This is a genomic window from Nonomuraea sp. NPDC003201, assembly GCF_053590415.1.
Genome location: NZ_JBSFTC010000115.1, coordinates 1 through 16,666 on the forward strand (window position 1 = coordinate 1; position 16,666 = coordinate 16,666).

3 protein-coding genes are annotated in these 16,666 nt (G+C 67.8%); 2 read left to right on the forward strand and 1 reads right to left on the reverse strand.

The window, feature by feature from the left end; translation table 11 throughout:
- The coding region (locus tag ACWDX9_RS32350; RefSeq protein WP_449960567.1) for an RtcB family protein at positions 1-152 on the reverse strand (152 nt) is incomplete at its 3' end.
- A gap of 162 nt (positions 153-314) precedes the next feature.
- On the opposite strand from ACWDX9_RS32350, the gene ACWDX9_RS32355 reads away from it, so the two are divergent.
- Positions 315-503: a hypothetical protein gene (locus ACWDX9_RS32355; RefSeq protein WP_449960537.1), complete on the forward strand. Its 189-nt coding sequence runs from the start codon at positions 315-317 to the stop codon at positions 501-503.
- A 385-nt stretch (positions 504-888) separates the two neighbouring features.
- Positions 889-16,560 carry an RHS repeat-associated core domain-containing protein gene (locus tag ACWDX9_RS32360; RefSeq protein ID WP_449960540.1) on the forward strand — a complete coding sequence of 5,224 codons (15,672 nt, stop codon included), beginning with the start codon at positions 889-891 and terminating at the stop codon, positions 16,558-16,560.
- Positions 16,561-16,666 lie beyond the last annotated feature (106 nt).

Here is a 16,666-nt window from a genome sequence, read left to right on the forward strand (position 1 = left end):
GCCGTCGGCGCCTCCTCGAAGAGCAGTTGCCGGTCGCCGCACACCACCAACGACCCCATCGGCGTACGGCGCAGCTCCTCGACCGTGTGCTTGGCCCGCCCCCGGCGCAGAGCGTCCGCACGCGACATCTTGCGGCCCGCGCCGTGCGCCACGGAATGGCCGGCGTCCGGCCCGGCGTGGCCGGCCTCCCTACTGGTGAATCCGGGGCAGGCAGATGGGGGCAGCAGCTACTGTAATTGCCTGTGTCGTTCTTCTCGCTGGGCAATAAACGGGCGCGACGACATAGGAATTCGAAACGGCTCTGACCTGCTCGCATGATCCTTGATGCCGTAGAGAAAATCGATCCCCGCCCTTGCCGCGAGCGGCCGGTAAAGGCGGGAACCGAATGCTTCGATCTCTACGCGAACGCCTCAGCCGCTTCCCGCCAGAATGACGCGCCGCGCTTTCTTGCCTGGTCGCCCGCCCCGAAGTCCCTCGCGCAGGCGCGGGTGCCGGCCATGTGAAACGCATGGTGACGGGGACGCTACAGAATTCGCCCACCGCCCTTTAGGAAATCAAGACTTCCTGTGTGATCTATGTCACACCGCTGTTTTGGGCCTTCTGTGCATGAGCTGGCCGGATCCCCTTCGCCGGGACTATTTCCGGCCCACTGCACCAACAGTGATCACCTTGTCAAGGCCTATTCCTGGTTCGACTTGTCTGTGTATATCTGTGGCGTTCTTTATGCGGCGCTTACGGGGATGCGCCTGGTCTGCGGGGAGCGTGGGCGTGGCCATGCGGCGTGCTCGGACAGGTGCGGGTGTGTTGGGCCGGACTCGGTTCGGCATCGGACGAAATGGACCATCGCGGTGGCTGAGCCGCCTCGTCGTGGTCGTGACCATGATCCTCATGCCGGGGATTCTCGCGCTGCAGGCGCAGGCGGTCGTCGTGGACCCGGCGCCGAACCGGCTGGCGATCCCCGGCTCCCCAGCTTCAGGCTCCGCCCGAGCGGTCCCCGTCCAGCAGTCCGGAACCGCGGCGAACCTGCCGCACCTCGTCGACCCGGCCGCCACGCAGCCGAAGCCGAAGACCGAGGACAAGACCAAGGGCGCCAGCGAGAAGCGGCCCAAGGGCTCGCTCCGACTGGAGAAGGCGCATGAGGTGCTCGACGAGCCGGCCACGGACGGGCTGAACAGCCCGCCGCCGCTGACCTGGGACTCGTCCTCCGATCCCGCCGCATCTGCACCAACGAAGAACGACAGACGACAGACCCGTGTTGGCGCCGAGAGCGCCGCCATGCACAGGGTGTCCTTGGGGAGCGCGACGCAGGACGAGGCGAAGGCCACCCGGACGCAGGCTGTCGCGGCCGCCGCGCTTCCGGCGGTGTCGGGAATGTCAGCCTCTCCGGCCCAGCAGGTGACGGGGTTGTGGACGTTCCCATCCACGCAGCCGACCTTCTACGCGTACGGCGGGGACGCGGACTCGCGGCCGTTGCGCCTGGAGGCCCAGATCGAGCACGACCCTTCGGTCGCCGCCCAGGGTACGGGTCTGATCTGGTCCGCTAGCGGCGACCTTTCGTCCAGCGGTTGTTACACGACGAGTAAGTGCTGGTTGCAGACGCCTGCGGTGTCGTCGGGCAAGTTGAGGGATGGTTGGCTGGTTCGCTGGCGGGTGCGGGTGTCCACGTCCGGCGGCGTGGTGAGTGCCTGGTCGGCGTGGCAGGCCGGGCGGGTGGATACCTCCAAGCCGGTGGTGTCGGAGGCGATAGCCTCCCCGGGACAGTTGACGTCCGGGATCTGGAGCCTGCCGTCCACGCAGCCGACCTTCTACGCCTACGGCGGTGATCCGGATTCGCGGGCGTTGCGCTTGGAGGCGCAGGTTGAGCACGATCCGTCGGTCGCGGCGCAGGGTACGGGGTTGATCTGGTCGGGTTCTGGTTCGTTGTCGTCGAGTGGTTGTTATACGACCAGTAGGTGTTATCTGCAGACGCCTGCGGTGTCGTCGGGCAAGTTGAAGGATGGTTGGCTGGTTCGCTGGCGCGTACGGGTGTCCACCTCCGACGGGGTGGCGGGTCCGTGGTCGGAGTGGCAGGGCGGACGGGTGGACACCTCCAAGCCGGTGGTGTCGGAGATGACGGCTTCGCCGGGTCAGCAGGTGGCGGGGTTGTGGACGTTGTCGTCCGCGCAGCCGAGCTTCTACGCCTATGGCAGTGACCCGGATTCGCGGACGTTGCGCTTGGAGGCGCAGGTTGAGCACGATCCGTCGGTCGTGGCGCAGGGTACGGGGTTGATCTGGTCGGGTTCTGGTTCGTTGTCGTCGAGTGGTTGTTATACGACCAGTAGGTGTTATTTGCAGACCCCTGCGGTGTCGTCGGGCAAGTTGAAGGATGGTTGGCTGGTTCGCTGGCGGGTGCGGGTGTCAGCTTCCGACGGGGTGGTCGGTCCGTGGTCGGAGTGGCAGGAGTCGACGGTCGCGGTGAGCGGCACGGCGGGCAGTGGTCTGGGTGCGGTGCCCGCGACGCGTGGAACGGACTCGTGGACGTTGGCGTCTGTCACACCGTGGTTGTACGCGAAGGTGACCGACGCCGGCGGTTCGAAACTGGTGCTGGCTGCGGAGGTTGAGCATGATCCGGCCGTACCGGGGCAGGGCACGGGCCTGATCTGGTCCGGCAAGGCCACGACCTCCTATGCCTCCGGCGGCAACGCCTGGGTGCAGATCCCGGCCGCGAAGCTGACGGACGGCATGAAGGTTCGCTGGCGGGTGCGTGGCGTGACCACGGCGGGCGTGGAGGGCGAGTGGTCGCCCTGGCAGAGCGCCGTGGTGGATGTGACGAAGCCGGCGGCGTCCGATGTGGGGCTGACCCCGGCGACCAAGGGTGCGATGTCGTGGACGGCGTCGTCGGTGACGCCGTGGGTGTATGCCAAGGTCAGCGACCCTGATTCGCGCGCTTCGAAACTGTGGGCACAAGTCGAGCACGACCCAGCCGTTCCCGCGCAGGGTACGGGGCTGATCTGGGAGGGCAAGGGAGCCACGGCGTACGCCTCGGGGGGCAACGCGTGGGTGCAGGTCCCGGCAGGGAAGCTGACGGACGGGATGAAGGTCCGCTGGCGCGTACGCGGTGAAACCACCACCGGCACCCTCGGCCCATGGACCGACTGGTCCGCTGCCGGCATCGACCTCAACAAGCCGTCGGTCGAGTCGCTGGGGATGGATCCCGCGCTTCCTGGTTCCGCGTCGTGGACGGCGGGGACGTTGACGCCGTGGCTGTTCGCGAAGGTGACCGATCCGGAGAACCGGTCGAGCAAGCTCAACGTGGAGGTCGAGCACGACCCGGCCGTTCCCGCGCAGGGTGCGGGGCTGATCTGGTCGGGTTCCTCGGACAAGGCGTACGCGCCGGGTACCAATGCCTGGGCGGTCGTGCCGGCAGGGAAGCTGACCGACGGCTGGCAGATCCGCTGGCGGGCCCGCGCCACCACCACGTCCGGCGTGTCGGGGCCGTGGTCGGAGTGGGTGTCGGCGCGCGTGGACACGACAGTGTTCAAGACGATCCCGCCCGGGCCCGCAGTGAGCATGCTGTCGGCGCCTGTCGGCCAGTTGGTGACGGGCAAGTGGATACTGCCGACCACCAGCCCGTCCTTCACCGCCGCCATCTCCGACGCCGACCGGCGGCCCGGTGTGCTGCAGGCGGAGGTCGAGCACGACCCGGCGGCGAACGGCCAGGGTACGGGTCTGATCTGGTCGGGGCAGGGCACGACGTTCGGTGACACCTGTTTCACGAACCAGACGTGTTCGGCCTCGCACGAGTCGCCCGCGGTGACGGGGTTGCAGAACGGCTGGCACGTCCGGTGGAGGGTGCGCGCGGTGGTGCAGTCCACCGCCACCGCGGGCGCGCTGGTGTCCGGCCCGTGGTCGGAGTGGCAGTTCGCGCGGGTGGACACGTCCAAGCCGGTGGTGTCGGAGATGACGGCCTCTCCGGGTCAGCAGGTGGCGGGGTTGTGGACGTTGCCGTCCACGCAGCCGACCTTCTACGCCTACGGCGGCGATCCCGATTCACGCAAGTTGCGCCTTGAGACGCAGATCGAGCACGACCCGTCGGCCGCCGGCCAGGGCTCAGGTTTGATCTGGTCCGATACCGGCACGGTGTCCAGCAGCGGCTGTTACACGACCAGCAGATGCTGGTTGCAGTCTCCCGCGGTGACGGCGGGCAAGCTGAAGGACGGCTGGCTGGTCCGCTGGCGTGTGCGGGTGTCCACCGCCGACCAGGTGGCGGGCCCGTGGTCGGAGTGGCAGGCCGGACGGGTGGACACGTCCAAGCCGGTGGTGTCGGAGATGACGGCCTCCCCGGGCCAGCAGGCGGCCGGGTTGTGGACGTTGCCGTCCACGCAACCCACCTTCTATGCCTACGGCGGCGACCCGGATTCGCGGAAGTTGCGCCTGGAGGCGGAAATCGAGCACGACCCGTCGGCGGCGGGCCAGGGCTCGGGGCTGATCTGGGCGGCCGCCGGCGCGGTGTCGAGCGGCGGTTGTTACACGGCGAGTAGATGCTGGTTGCAGTCTCCTACGGTGGCGTCGGGCGAACTCAAGGACGGCTGGCTGATCCGCTGGCGGGTTCGGGCGTCCACCGCTGAGGGGGAGGCGGGTCCGTGGTCGGAGTGGCAGGCCGCGCTGGTGGACGCCTCCAAGCCGGTGGTGTCGGAGATGCTGGCCTCTCCGGGTCAGCAGGTGGCGGGGTTGTGGACGTTGCCGTCCACGCAGCCGAGCTTCTACGCGTACGGCGGCGACCCCGACTCGCGGGCGTTGCGTCTGGAGGCGCAGGTCGAGCACGATCCCGCGGTCGCAGCGCAGGGCTCAGGGTTGATCTGGTCCGGTACCGGCGCGGTGTCGAGCGGCGGTTGTTACACGACCAGCAGATGCTGGTTGCAGTCTCCCGCTGTGACGTCGGGCAAGCTGAAGGACGGCTGGCTGGTCCGCTGGCGGGTCCGCGTGTCCACCGCCGACGGGACTGCCAGTCAGTGGTCGGAGTGGCAGGCCGGGCGGGTGGACACCTCCAAGCCGGTGGTGTCGGAGGCGACGGCCTCCCCGGGTCAGCAGGTGGCGGGGTTGTGGACGTTGTCGTCCGCGCAGCCGACCTTCTACGCCTATGGCGGTGATCCGGATTCGCGGGCGTTGCGTCTGGAGGCGCAGGTCGAGCACGATCCCGCGGTCGCAGCGCAGGGCTCAGGGTTGATCTGGTCCGGTACCGGCGCGGTGTCGAGCGGTGGGTGTTACACGACCAGTAGGTGCTGGTTGCAGACCCCTGCGGTGACGTCGGGCAAGTTGAAGGACGGCTGGCTGGTCCGCTGGCGCGTACGGGTGTCCACCTCCGACGGGGCGGTCGGCCCGTGGTCGGAGTGGCAGGAGTCGACGGTCGCGGTGAGCGGGACGGCGGGCAACGGCCTGGGCGCGGTGCCCGCCACCCGCGGTACCGACTCGTGGACGCTGGCGTCCGTCACACCGTGGTTGTACGCGAAGGTGACCGACGCCGGAGGTTCGAAACTGGTGCTGGCTGCGGAGGTCGAGCACGATCCGGCCGTACCGGCGCAGGGCACGGGACTGATCTGGTCCGGCAGGGCCACAGCCTCCTACGCCTCGGGCGGCAATGCCTGGCTGCAGGTCCCGGCCGGGCAACTGACGGACGGGATGAAGGTCCGCTGGAGGGTACGCGGCGTCACCACCGCCGGCGTGGAGGGCACATGGTCACCCTGGCAGAGCGCCACCGTAGACGTGACGAAGCCCGCCGCCTCCGACGCCGGCTTGACCCCGGCGACCAAGGGTGCGACGTCGTGGACGGCGTCGTCGGTGACGCCGTGGGTGTATGCCAAGGTCAGCGACCCTGATTCGCGCGCTTCGAAACTGTGGGCGCAGGTCGAGCACGACCCGACCGCGACCGGGCAGGGTACGGGCCTGATCTGGGAGGGCAAGGGCACCACCGCGTACGCCTCGGGCGGCAACGCCTGGGTGCAGTTCCCCGCAGGAAAGCTGACCGACGGGATGAAGGTCCGCTGGCGCGTACGCGGTGAGACCGCCACCGGCGCCCTCGGCCCATGGACCGACTGGACCTCCACCAGCATCGACCTGCGCAAACCGTCGGTGTCGGGCTTGTCGATGACTCCGGCGACCTGGGACGCCGGAAGCTGGACGGCGGCGGCGACCTCGCCATGGCTCTACGCGAAGGTGACCGACCCGGAGACCAGGGATTCCCTGCTCGCCGTGGAGATCGAGCACGACCCGGCCGCGACCGGCCAAGGCAGCGGCCTGATCTGGACGGGGAAGAGCGCTCAGCCGTACCACTCCGGTGACAACGCGCTGGTGCAGGTGCCGGGCGGGAAGTTGTCCGATGGGATGAGGATCCGCTGGCGGGCTCGTGCCGAGACCACCACCGGCGCCATCAGCCCGTGGTCGGACTGGACCCAGGCACGCATCGACCTCAACAAGCCGTCGGTCGAGTCGCTGGGCATGGACCCGGCGCTGCCGGGCAGCGCGTCGTGGACGGCGGGGACCCTGACGCCGTGGCTGTTCGCCAAGGTGACCGATCCGGACAACCGGTCCAGCATGCTCAACGTGGAGGTCGAGCACGACCCGGCTGCCGCCGGGCAGGGGACCGGGCTGATCTGGTCGGGCTCCTCGGACAAGAACTACGCGACGGGCACGATCGCCTGGGCGGCCGTACCGGCAGGAAAGCTGACCGACGGGTGGCAGCTCCGCTGGCGCGCCCGCGCCACCACCACGTCCGGGGCGTCGGGGCCGTGGTCCGCGTGGGTGTCGGCGCGCGTGGACACGACGATCTCCAAGACGATCCCGCCCGGCCCTGCCGTGAGCATGGTTTCCGCGCCTGTCGGCCAGTTGGTGTCCGGCAAGTGGATACTGCCGAGCACCAGCCCGTCCTTCACCGCCGCCATCTCCGACGCCGACCGGCGGCCCGGTGTGCTGGAGGCGGAGGTCGAGCACGACCCGGCGGCGAACGGCCAGGGTACGGGTCTGATCTGGTCGGGGCAGGGCACGACGTTCGGTGACACCTGTTTCACGAACCAGACGTGCTCGGCCTCGCACGAGTCGCCCGCGGTGACGGGGTTGCAGAACGGCTGGCAGATCCGGTGGAGGGTGCGCGCGGTGGTGCAGTCCACCGCCGCTCCGGGCGCGCTGGTGTCCGGCCCGTGGTCGGAGTGGCAGTTCGCGCGGGTGGACACGTCCAAGCCGGTGGTGTCGGAGATGACGGCCTCCCCGGGCCAGCAGGTGGCGGGGCTGTGGACGTTGCCGTCCACGCAGCCGAGCTTCTATGCGTACGGCGGCGACCCCGACGCCCGGGCGTTGCGCCTGGAGGCCCAGGTCGAGCACGACCCGACGGCCACCACCCAGGGCACAGGGTTGATCTGGTCCGGTACCGGTACGGTGTCGAGCAGTGGTTGTTACACGACCAGCAGATGCTGGTTGCAGACCCCCGTGGTGACGTCGGGCAAACTGAAGGACGGCTGGCTGATCCGCTGGCGCGTCCGGGTGAGCACGTCCGACTCGGTGGCCAGTCAGTGGTCGGAGTGGCAGGCCGCGCGGGTGGACACCTCCAAGCCTGTGGTGTCGGAAATGCAGGCATCCCCGGGCCAGCAGGCGTCCGGACTGTGGACGTTGCCGTCCACGCAACCCACCTTCTACGCCTACGGCGGCGACCCCGATTCACGCGCGCTGCGCCTGGAGGCCCAGATCGAGCACGACCCGTCAGCCGCCGGCCAGGGCTCGGGTTTGATCTGGTCCGGCACCGGTACGGTGTCGAGCAGTGGTTGTTACACGACCAGCAAGTGCTGGTTGCAGGCCCCCGTGGTGACGTCGGGCAAGCTGAAGGACGGTTGGCTGATCCGCTGGCGCGTGCGCGTGTCCACGGCAGCCGCGGTCGCCAGTCAGTGGTCGGAGTGGCAGGCCGCGCGGGTGGACACGTCCAAGCCTGTGGTCTCGGAGGCGACGGCCTCCCCGGGACAGCAGGTGGCGGGCTTGTGGACGTTGCCGTCCACGCAGCCGAGCTTCTACGCGTACGGCGGCGACCCTGACTCCAGGCCGTTGCGCCTGGAGGCCCAGATCGAGCACGACCCGTCAGCTGCCGGCCAGGGCTCGGGTTTGATCTGGTCCGGTACCGGTACGGTGTCGAGCAGTGGTTGTTACACGACCAGCAGGTGCTGGTTGCAGACCCCCGTGGTGACGGCCGGCAAGCTGAAGGACGGCTGGCAGGTCCGCTGGCGCGTCCGGGTGAGCACGTCCGACTCGGTGGCCAGTCAGTGGTCGGAGTGGCAGGCCGCGCGGGTGGACGCCTCCAAGCCTGTGGTCTCGGAGGCGACGGCCTCCCCAGGACAGCAGACGTCAGGACTGTGGACGCTGACCTCGACGCAACCCACCTTCTACGCCTACGGCGGCGACCCCGACTCGCGGACCTTGCGCCTGGAGGCGCAGGTCGAGCACGACCCGTCGGTCGCCACGCAGGGTACGGGCCTGATCTGGTCGGGCACAGGTGACCTGTCGAGCAGTGGTTGTTACACGACCAGCAAGTGCTGGTTGCAGACACCGACGGTGACGGCCGGCAAGCTGAAGGACGGCTGGCTGGTCCGCTGGCGCGTACGGGTGTCCACCTCCGGGGGGATCGCGGGCCCGTGGACGGAGTGGCAGGTGTCCACCGTCGCGGTGAGCGGCACGGCGGGTAACGGTCTGGGTGCGGTGCCCGCGACGCGTGGAACGGACTCGTGGACGCTGGCGTCCGTCACACCGTGGTTGTACGCGAAGGTGACCGACGCCGGAGGTTCGAAACTGGTGCTGGGCGCCGAGATCGAGCACGACCCGGCCGCTCCCGCCCAGGGCACGGGGCTGATCTGGTCCGGCAGGGCCACCACCTCCTACCCCTCGGGCGGCAACGCCTGGCTGCAGGTCCCGGCCGGGCAACTGACGGACGGGATGAAGGTCCGCTGGCGGGTACGCGGCGTCACCACCGCCGGCGCTGAAGGCGAATGGTCCCCCTGGCAGAACGGCACCGTGGACCTCCGCAAGCCCAGCATCGACGGCCTGGGGATGAACCCGGCGATCCGCGGCACGACCTCGTGGACCGCGGAGTCGCTGACGCCGTGGATGTACGCCAAGGTGACCGATCCGGAGAACCGGCCAAGCAAGCTCGATGTCGAGGTGGAGCACGACCCGGCCACCGGCGACGAGGGCACGGGCCTGATCTGGTCGGGCTCCTCGGACAAGGAGTACGCCTCCGGCACCAACGCCTGGACCGCCGTACCGGCCGACAAGCTGACCGACGGCTGGCACATCCGCTGGCGGGCACGGGCCACGACCACCTCGGGAGTGTCGGGTCCCTGGTCGGACTGGGTGTACGCAACCGTGGCGGCGCTGCCGTTCGAGTCGTTCTCCCCGGCCAACAACAGCCAGGTGGGCTCGTTGACGCCGGTGCTGTCGGCGAACGCGCGCCCCTTCAACAAGGGCGAGGTCAAGTACTGGTTCCAGATCTGCGCGGGCAGCGCGCCGAACTGGCGCTGGTGCAAGGACTCGGCGGAGAAGACCGAGGACTGGACCAAGGAAGGCGCCTGGCAGGTCGTCGACGAGCGGCTGAAGTGGGGCGAGACGTACTCGTGGATGGCGAAGGCCGCCACCACCTACACCACGGTGACCTCCTCGTGGCGGACCTTCACCCCAGTGCCGGAGCAGGGCAACATCAACGGACTGCTGACCGCCGGCACGCAGGGCCGCGAGTTCAACCACATCTCGGGCAACTACGCGCATAGCGAGACCGACGCTTCGGTGACGGTGGTGGGGCCGCCGCTGTCGGTGAGCCGTACCTACAACAGCCTGGACCCACGCACGGACGGCATGTTCGGCGCCGGTTGGACCACCCGGTACGACATGCGGATCGAGGCCGAGCCGACCGGCAGCCTGCTGGTGACGTACCCGAGCGGCGAGCAGATGCGCTTCGCGCCCACGGGCAACGGCAGCTACGCGCCGCCGCAGGGCACGTTCGCGACGATGGCCGCCGAGCAGGCGGGAGGCTGGCGGCTGATGGACAAGTCGGCCACCTCCTATTGGTTCGACGCGTCCGGCCTGCTCACCAAGATCACAGACCATCGAGGGCGCGGGCAGGAACTGACTCGCGGCACCGACGGCAAGCTGACCAAGGTGACCGCGACCGGCGGCCGGTCGCTGACCTTCACCTGGGCAGGCAACCACGTGGCGAGTGTGTCCACCGACCTGGTGGACGGCAATCCGCTGACGTGGACCTACACCTACGAGGGTGATCTGCTGGTCAAGGTGTGCTCGCCGGCCTCGGCCACGGCCTGCCCGACTTACCAGTACGGGGCGGCCTCGCGGTACAAGAGTGTGGTCATCGATTCGGGGCCGGAGTACTACTACCGGCTGAACGAGGCCGACACCCGTACGGGCACCGTCGTCACCAGCGCGGCGGGCTGGAACATCACCGAGGAGCAGGCCAAGCTGAACGGGTCCACCCCGGCCGATCTCGACGCCAGGGTCCCGGGCGCGCTGGCCGGCTCGCTCGACACCGCGATGCGCTTCAAGGGCGCGGAGACCTCCACCTTCGTACAGCTGCCGAAGAACGCGATCAGCGGCCAGGGCGGGGAGCTCGCGGTCGAGGCGTGGTTCAAGACCACCGCCTCCGGCACGATCATCGGCGTGCAGAACACCGCCGGCAACACCTCGGAATGGCCCACGCCGGCAGTGAACGCGAGTACCGACGGCACGTCGTCAGAGTCGATCCCCGCGGTGTACGTGGGTACCGACGGCAAGCTACGCGGTCAGTTCTACACCGGCCCATCCACAATCGCGCAGACCCCGATCACCTCCTCGGGCGCGGTGAACGACGGAGCCTGGCACCACGTGGTGCTGTCAGCGGCAGAGACCAAGCCCGCCACCAGTTCGACCTCGGCGGAGCACACCCAGACGCTGTACCTCGACGGCGTCGCGGTGGGCACGCTGGCCGGGGAGATCCAGCACGGTGAGATGGCGGAGACCCGGATCGGTTCCGGTCAGGGCTCCTCCGCTTGGCCATCCACGACCAGCACAGCCGCGGTCTTCCCGTTCAACGGTGACATTGACGAGGTGGCGGTATACGGCAAGCCGCTGGGCGTGGCAGCCGTGCAGCGGCACTTCGCGGCGGGGAAGGCGCAGCCGCAGCTGACCAAGGTGACGCAGCCGTCGGGCCGGGTATGGGCGGTCAACGCCTACAACCCGGATGGTGGTCGGCTGGCGACGCATACCGATGCCAACGGTGGCACGTGGAAGCTGTCGGACCCGGTGTACGCGAAGCAGACCACCATCTCGACCTTCGTCACCGTGACGGTGACCGACCCGCACAACGGCGTCGTCACCTATGTCGCCGACGCGCAGCGAGGCTATCGAGAGGTGTCGGTGACCGACCAGGTCGGCGCGACCACGAAGTGGGCCTATGACGTGGGCGGATATCTGGCCAAGGAGATCGACCCGAACGGTAACGTGGTCGAGCCGGCCTACAACGCTCGTGGGAATCTGCTGTCGCAGAAGACCTGCCGGACGAGGGGCGCGGACTGCTCGACGGAGTACTACGACTACTTCGTCAACAACGACAAGCCGTTCGACCCGCGCAACGATGTGCAGACCGGCCAGCGGGACGGCCGGTCGGCCTCGGCCACCGACGAGACCTACATGACCTCGCGGGCGTTCAACGAGTTCGGCGAAGAGATCAAGGTCACCACTCCTGCCACGAAGGATTTCCCGGCCGGTCGTAGTACGAGCAAGTCGTACACCGATGGCACCGAGCCCGCGTCAGGCGGCGGTCTCACCCCAGCCGGTCTGGTGAAGTCGATCAAGGACTTCAACGGCAACCAGACCACGTACACCTACACCGCCGCTGGTGATCTTGCGATCGAGACGAGCCCAACCGGGCTGGTGAAGAAGTACGAGCACGATGTGCTGGGACGCGTGGTCACGCAGACCGAGATCTCCAAGGCGCATCCGGAGGGACTCAACACCAGCATCGCCTACAACGCGCTGGGCAAGGTGATCTCGCGCACCGGTATCGGCGTCAAGAACGAGGTAACCGGAGCCACCCACACGCTGAAGTGGTCAGGTACCTACGATGCCGACGGGCTGTCGCTGACGGAGACGGTATCGGACGTGACCGGCGGCGACTCCGCGCGCACGACCACGTATACCTACGACGCCCATGGCCGGATGGAATCCGTCACCGGGCCGGAAGGCGGAGCGCAGCGGTTCACCTACGACGACAAGGGGCAGAAAGCCGCCTCCACTGATGAACGTGGCACGACCTTCCACTACGCCTACAGCCCGCGCGGTCAGCTGATCACGACCACGTTGAAGGGCTGGACCGGCAGCCCGATCGACCCGCAGCCGGCTGCCGATGTGGTGGTGAGCTCCCGCGCCTACGACCCGGCCGGCCGGTTGGCCTCCCAGACCGAGGCGATGGGCCGTACCACGGCCTACACCTACTACGCCGACAATCTGCCTGCCGAGACCATCGCCAAGGGGGTGCTGCTCAACGGCTCGGCTACACGTCGCGATGTGACGCTGGAGAGCAGCAGCTACGATGCGGCCGGGCAATTGACCCGGAAGGTCAGCGGCGGCGGCACGCTGCGCGAAGACGCGGTTTATGACGCGGCGGGACGGATTAGCTCGCTGACCACCGACCCGGCCGGGCTGGGCCGGGTGGAAAGCTACGATTATGACGCCAACGGCAACGTCACCAAGGTCACTCTGACCGCGGCCGGCACCGAGCGGTCGGAGGTTACCGAGTACGCCTATAACGCCGCCGACCTGCCGATCCGACAGACCGTACACAACGGCGCGCAGGACTTGGTCACTGAGCTGAAAGTGGACGAGCGAGGGCTGACCACCGCGGTCATCGATCCACGCGGTAACCTGCCGGGCGCGGATCCGGCCGCCTACACCACCGAGGTGTCCTTCAATGCGGCGGGCCTGCCGGTGCGAGTACAGCTACCGGCGGTGGCGGTGGAACGGATGGGGGCCGCCCCGACGGCTGCACGGCCGACCACCGTCCTGGGCTACAACGCCTTCGGGGAGCAGACACAGGAGGTCGACCCGGAGGGCCGGACGATGTCCTACCGCCTGGATCGCGCGGGACGGGTAGTGGAGCAGGCCTTCCCGCCCTACACGCCGCCGGGCGGGCAGCCGACAACGCCGAAGATCACCGTTGCGTACAACGCCGCGGGCGATCTGGTCAGCTCCACCGACCGACGAGGGCAGTCCAGCACCGCCGTCTATGACGGTCTGGGGCGCAAGGTGCAGGTGAACATGCCCGCAACCGCCGGCTCGCCGGCGGGGGTGTGGCGATACGGCTACGACCTGGCGGACGAGCCGCTGTGGACCGTGGACGCCGCCGGCTCCCGCTCGGAGTCCACCCACGACGACCTCGGACGGCAGATCACGCTGACCACCATGGAACGCAAGCCCAGCCCGGCCGTCTATGTGACTCGGCAGGAGTATGACGACGCCGGGAGGCTGACCAAGACCACCCGGCCCACCGGGGGCACGACAAGCCGCAGCTACGATGCCACCGGCGCCCTGGTCTCACAGACCGACCCGCTGGGCAACATCACTCGCTTCGACTACGATCTGGCCGGACGAGTGGTCAGGACGACCAACGCGCTGGGCTTGGCCAGCACGGCCGACTACGACCTGGCCGGCCGGAAGATCCAGACCCAGGAACTGGATGGCAACGGCGCGGTGGTGCGCACCCACAGGACCGGGTATGACGCAGCCGGCAACGTGATCAGCCAGACCTCGGCCGAGGGCCACACCACGATCCGGACCGTCGACGCCGCCGGGCGGCTGGTGCAGTTGCAGGAGCCGGTGTCGGCCACCGATAAGATCACCACCTCCTTCGGGTACGACGCCACCGGCGCCTTGACCCGCTCCACCGACGGGCGGGGGAACACCACCTTCACCACCTACAACAGCCTGGGCCTGGCCGAGTCGCTGGTTGAGCCGGCTACCCATGCGCATCCGGACCTGGCGGACCGTACCTGGACCACGATCTATGACGGAGCCGGGAACCCGACCAGCACTCTGGCCCCGGGCGGGGTTCGCGTGGACCGGGTCTTCGACGAGCTGAATCGGTTGGTCAAGCAGACCGGCAGCGGTGCCGAGGCGGCCACCGAGGAGAAGACCTTCGCATATGACCCGGTCGGCAGGCTGACCGCGGCCAACGATCTCAGCTTCGCACTCAACGACCGAGGGCTGCCGCTGAAGGTGAGCGGTCCGGCCGGTGACATCAGCGCCTATGGCTACGACGGCGACGGCCGGCTGGTGCAGCGCCTCGACGTCACCGGGACGGCCACGTTCAGCTGGGACGAGGCCGACCGGCTCACTCAGTCGGTGGACCCGGTCAGCGGCATCACCATCGGCTATGGCTATGACAAGGCATCCCGGCTGACCAGCATGTCCTACGGCGCCAACGGCGCCCGTCGAAGCTACGGCTACGACGTGCTCGGACGGCTGATCAGCGACCAGCTCACCACCTCGAGCGCGTCGCCGATCGCCTCCCTTGAGTACCGTTACGATCTCGACGACAACATGATCGCCAAGATCACCGCGGGCACAGCCGGGGCGGGCACCAACACCTACACCTATGACCAGGCCGACCGGCTCACATCGTGGACCGGCCCGGACGGCAAGAAGACCAACTATGAGTGGGATGCCGCCGGCAACAGGGTACGGGCCGACGACAAGACCTACGTCTACGACGAACGCAACCGGCTGACCTCCAGCAGTGACGGCCACACGTACCGCTACACTGCCCGGGGCACCCTGGCCGAGGACGCGAACGGCATCGTGCGGATGAGCAAGTTCGACGCCTTCGACCGGCTGATCAACGACGATGCGGTCACCTATGCCTATGACGCGCTGGACCGGGTCAAGGCCCGCACCGTCGGCCAGAATACGACCGGTTTCAGCTACGACGGCGCCACGAACAATCTGGTCACAGTCACCAACGGCGGCAACGTGACGGCCGCCTTCGGACGCGATGCGCTGGGCCGGACCCTGGGCCTGAGCGATGGGAGCGGCGCCCAACTGGCCTTCAGCGACCTTCACGGCGACCTTGTCGGCGCGTTCGCTACCGATGGCAGCGCTCTGGCCGATTCAGTGGCCTATGGTCCGTTCGGCGAGGTGATCACCAGGACCGGCGCCGAGCATGCCCTGGGCTACCAGGGCGGGTACACCGACCCGGACACGGACAAGGTCAACATGGCCGCGCGCTGGTACCAGCCCACCACGGGCAGCTTCATCAGCCGTGACACTCTCACCCAGAACCCCGATCCGTCGATCCAGCTCAACCGCTACACCTACGCCAACGACAACCCGCTGACGAACACCGACCCCACCGGTCACAAGCCCAAGAAGCCCAAGAAGCTGAAGGACCCGGTGGGTTCCTCGTCATGGTGGAAGGCCTGCAAGAAGGCCTACGGCAAGAAGAACTGCACGGCAGCCGACGGCTTCAACGATGACTGCATGGCCGGCTACTCGAATTCGAATGACGATGAGGCCTGCAAGTCGGGCACGAATACCTACCTGGCCTGCAAGCAAGGCAAGAAGAAGGACTGTGAGACAAAGGGGGTCCATGCGGCTTGCGAATACTTCTTGAACGGGGCGCAGAAATGCACTGAGGCGGACCAGGTCTACCGCGAGTGTCGTTCCGACAAGACAACGCCGCGATCGGTGTGCATCGAAGGAAATGATCAGTACACGCTGTGCCGGCGATCGTATGCAAATGACGCGGACAAGATCTGCGTCGAAGCCACCCATGAGTACGAGAATTGCCGCCCGGGGCTCGGGCGCTTTGAGTGCGAGCATGTTCGCGAAGCCTACGCGCAGTGCCGATATGACGGATTCCTGGCCAAGGACAAGGCTGGATTCAAACAGGATACTTCGACGTGTCACGGAGTGGCTCATGACATGCTGCTGTGCCTGTGGCAAGGATCGGCGGCTCCCGATTGCCATCAGATCGCCAACATTCAGATGGGCTGCCTGCAGGACACCCAGAAGGAACTGGGTAAACCGAGTGTGGGCGGCTGCAGCAATCTGGCGCATAACTTCCGCGGATGCCTGAAGAACAAGGATGCCTATGGGTGCGGGGATGAGCCGTCACGCATCTGCGTGCAGGCGGAGCACCCCATCAAGAAGGGGTCCGGTAAGAGACCGGGGCCGACGGCGGAGCGGTGCACGGATTATTACTCGCCAGTTCAGGCATGGCTCAAGGAAAAGCTCATGAATGACTGGGATGGTGACGTGTCCGTCGCGTGTGATGCGGTGGAAGTCGCCTCGGTCCTGCCTCCGGCCAAGGAGAAGGCCGAAATTGCGGGCCAGTTCTGCGGTCTGGTGGCGTCGGTCGTCAACTTCGCGATCAAGGCCGATGTCGACTACCTCAACAAGACATGGAGGGATACGGTCGTCAAGCACCCCGGTGAATGGATCAAGATCCAGTACTATCCTCGGTACGGTCACTTGACCATTGAACCCATTCCGCCACGGGACAGAGACTGAGTATCGGCCATGCCTGTGACTTCTCCCCGTATCTCCCGCGCGTGGCTGGTTGTGACCACTGCTCTATGTGCCGCCCTCGCCGTGGGGAGCAGCTCTACCGCCGGTG

What these genes read in the sequence shown, in the direction of transcription:
- ACWDX9_RS32355 (WP_449960537.1), top strand. Translation starts at nt 315, where the DNA reads ATGATCCTTGATGCCGTAGAGAAAATCGATCCCCGCCCTTGCCGCGAG.
- ACWDX9_RS32360 (WP_449960540.1), top strand. Translation starts at nt 889, where the DNA reads ATGCCGGGGATTCTCGCGCTGCAGGCGCAGGCGGTCGTCGTGGACCCG.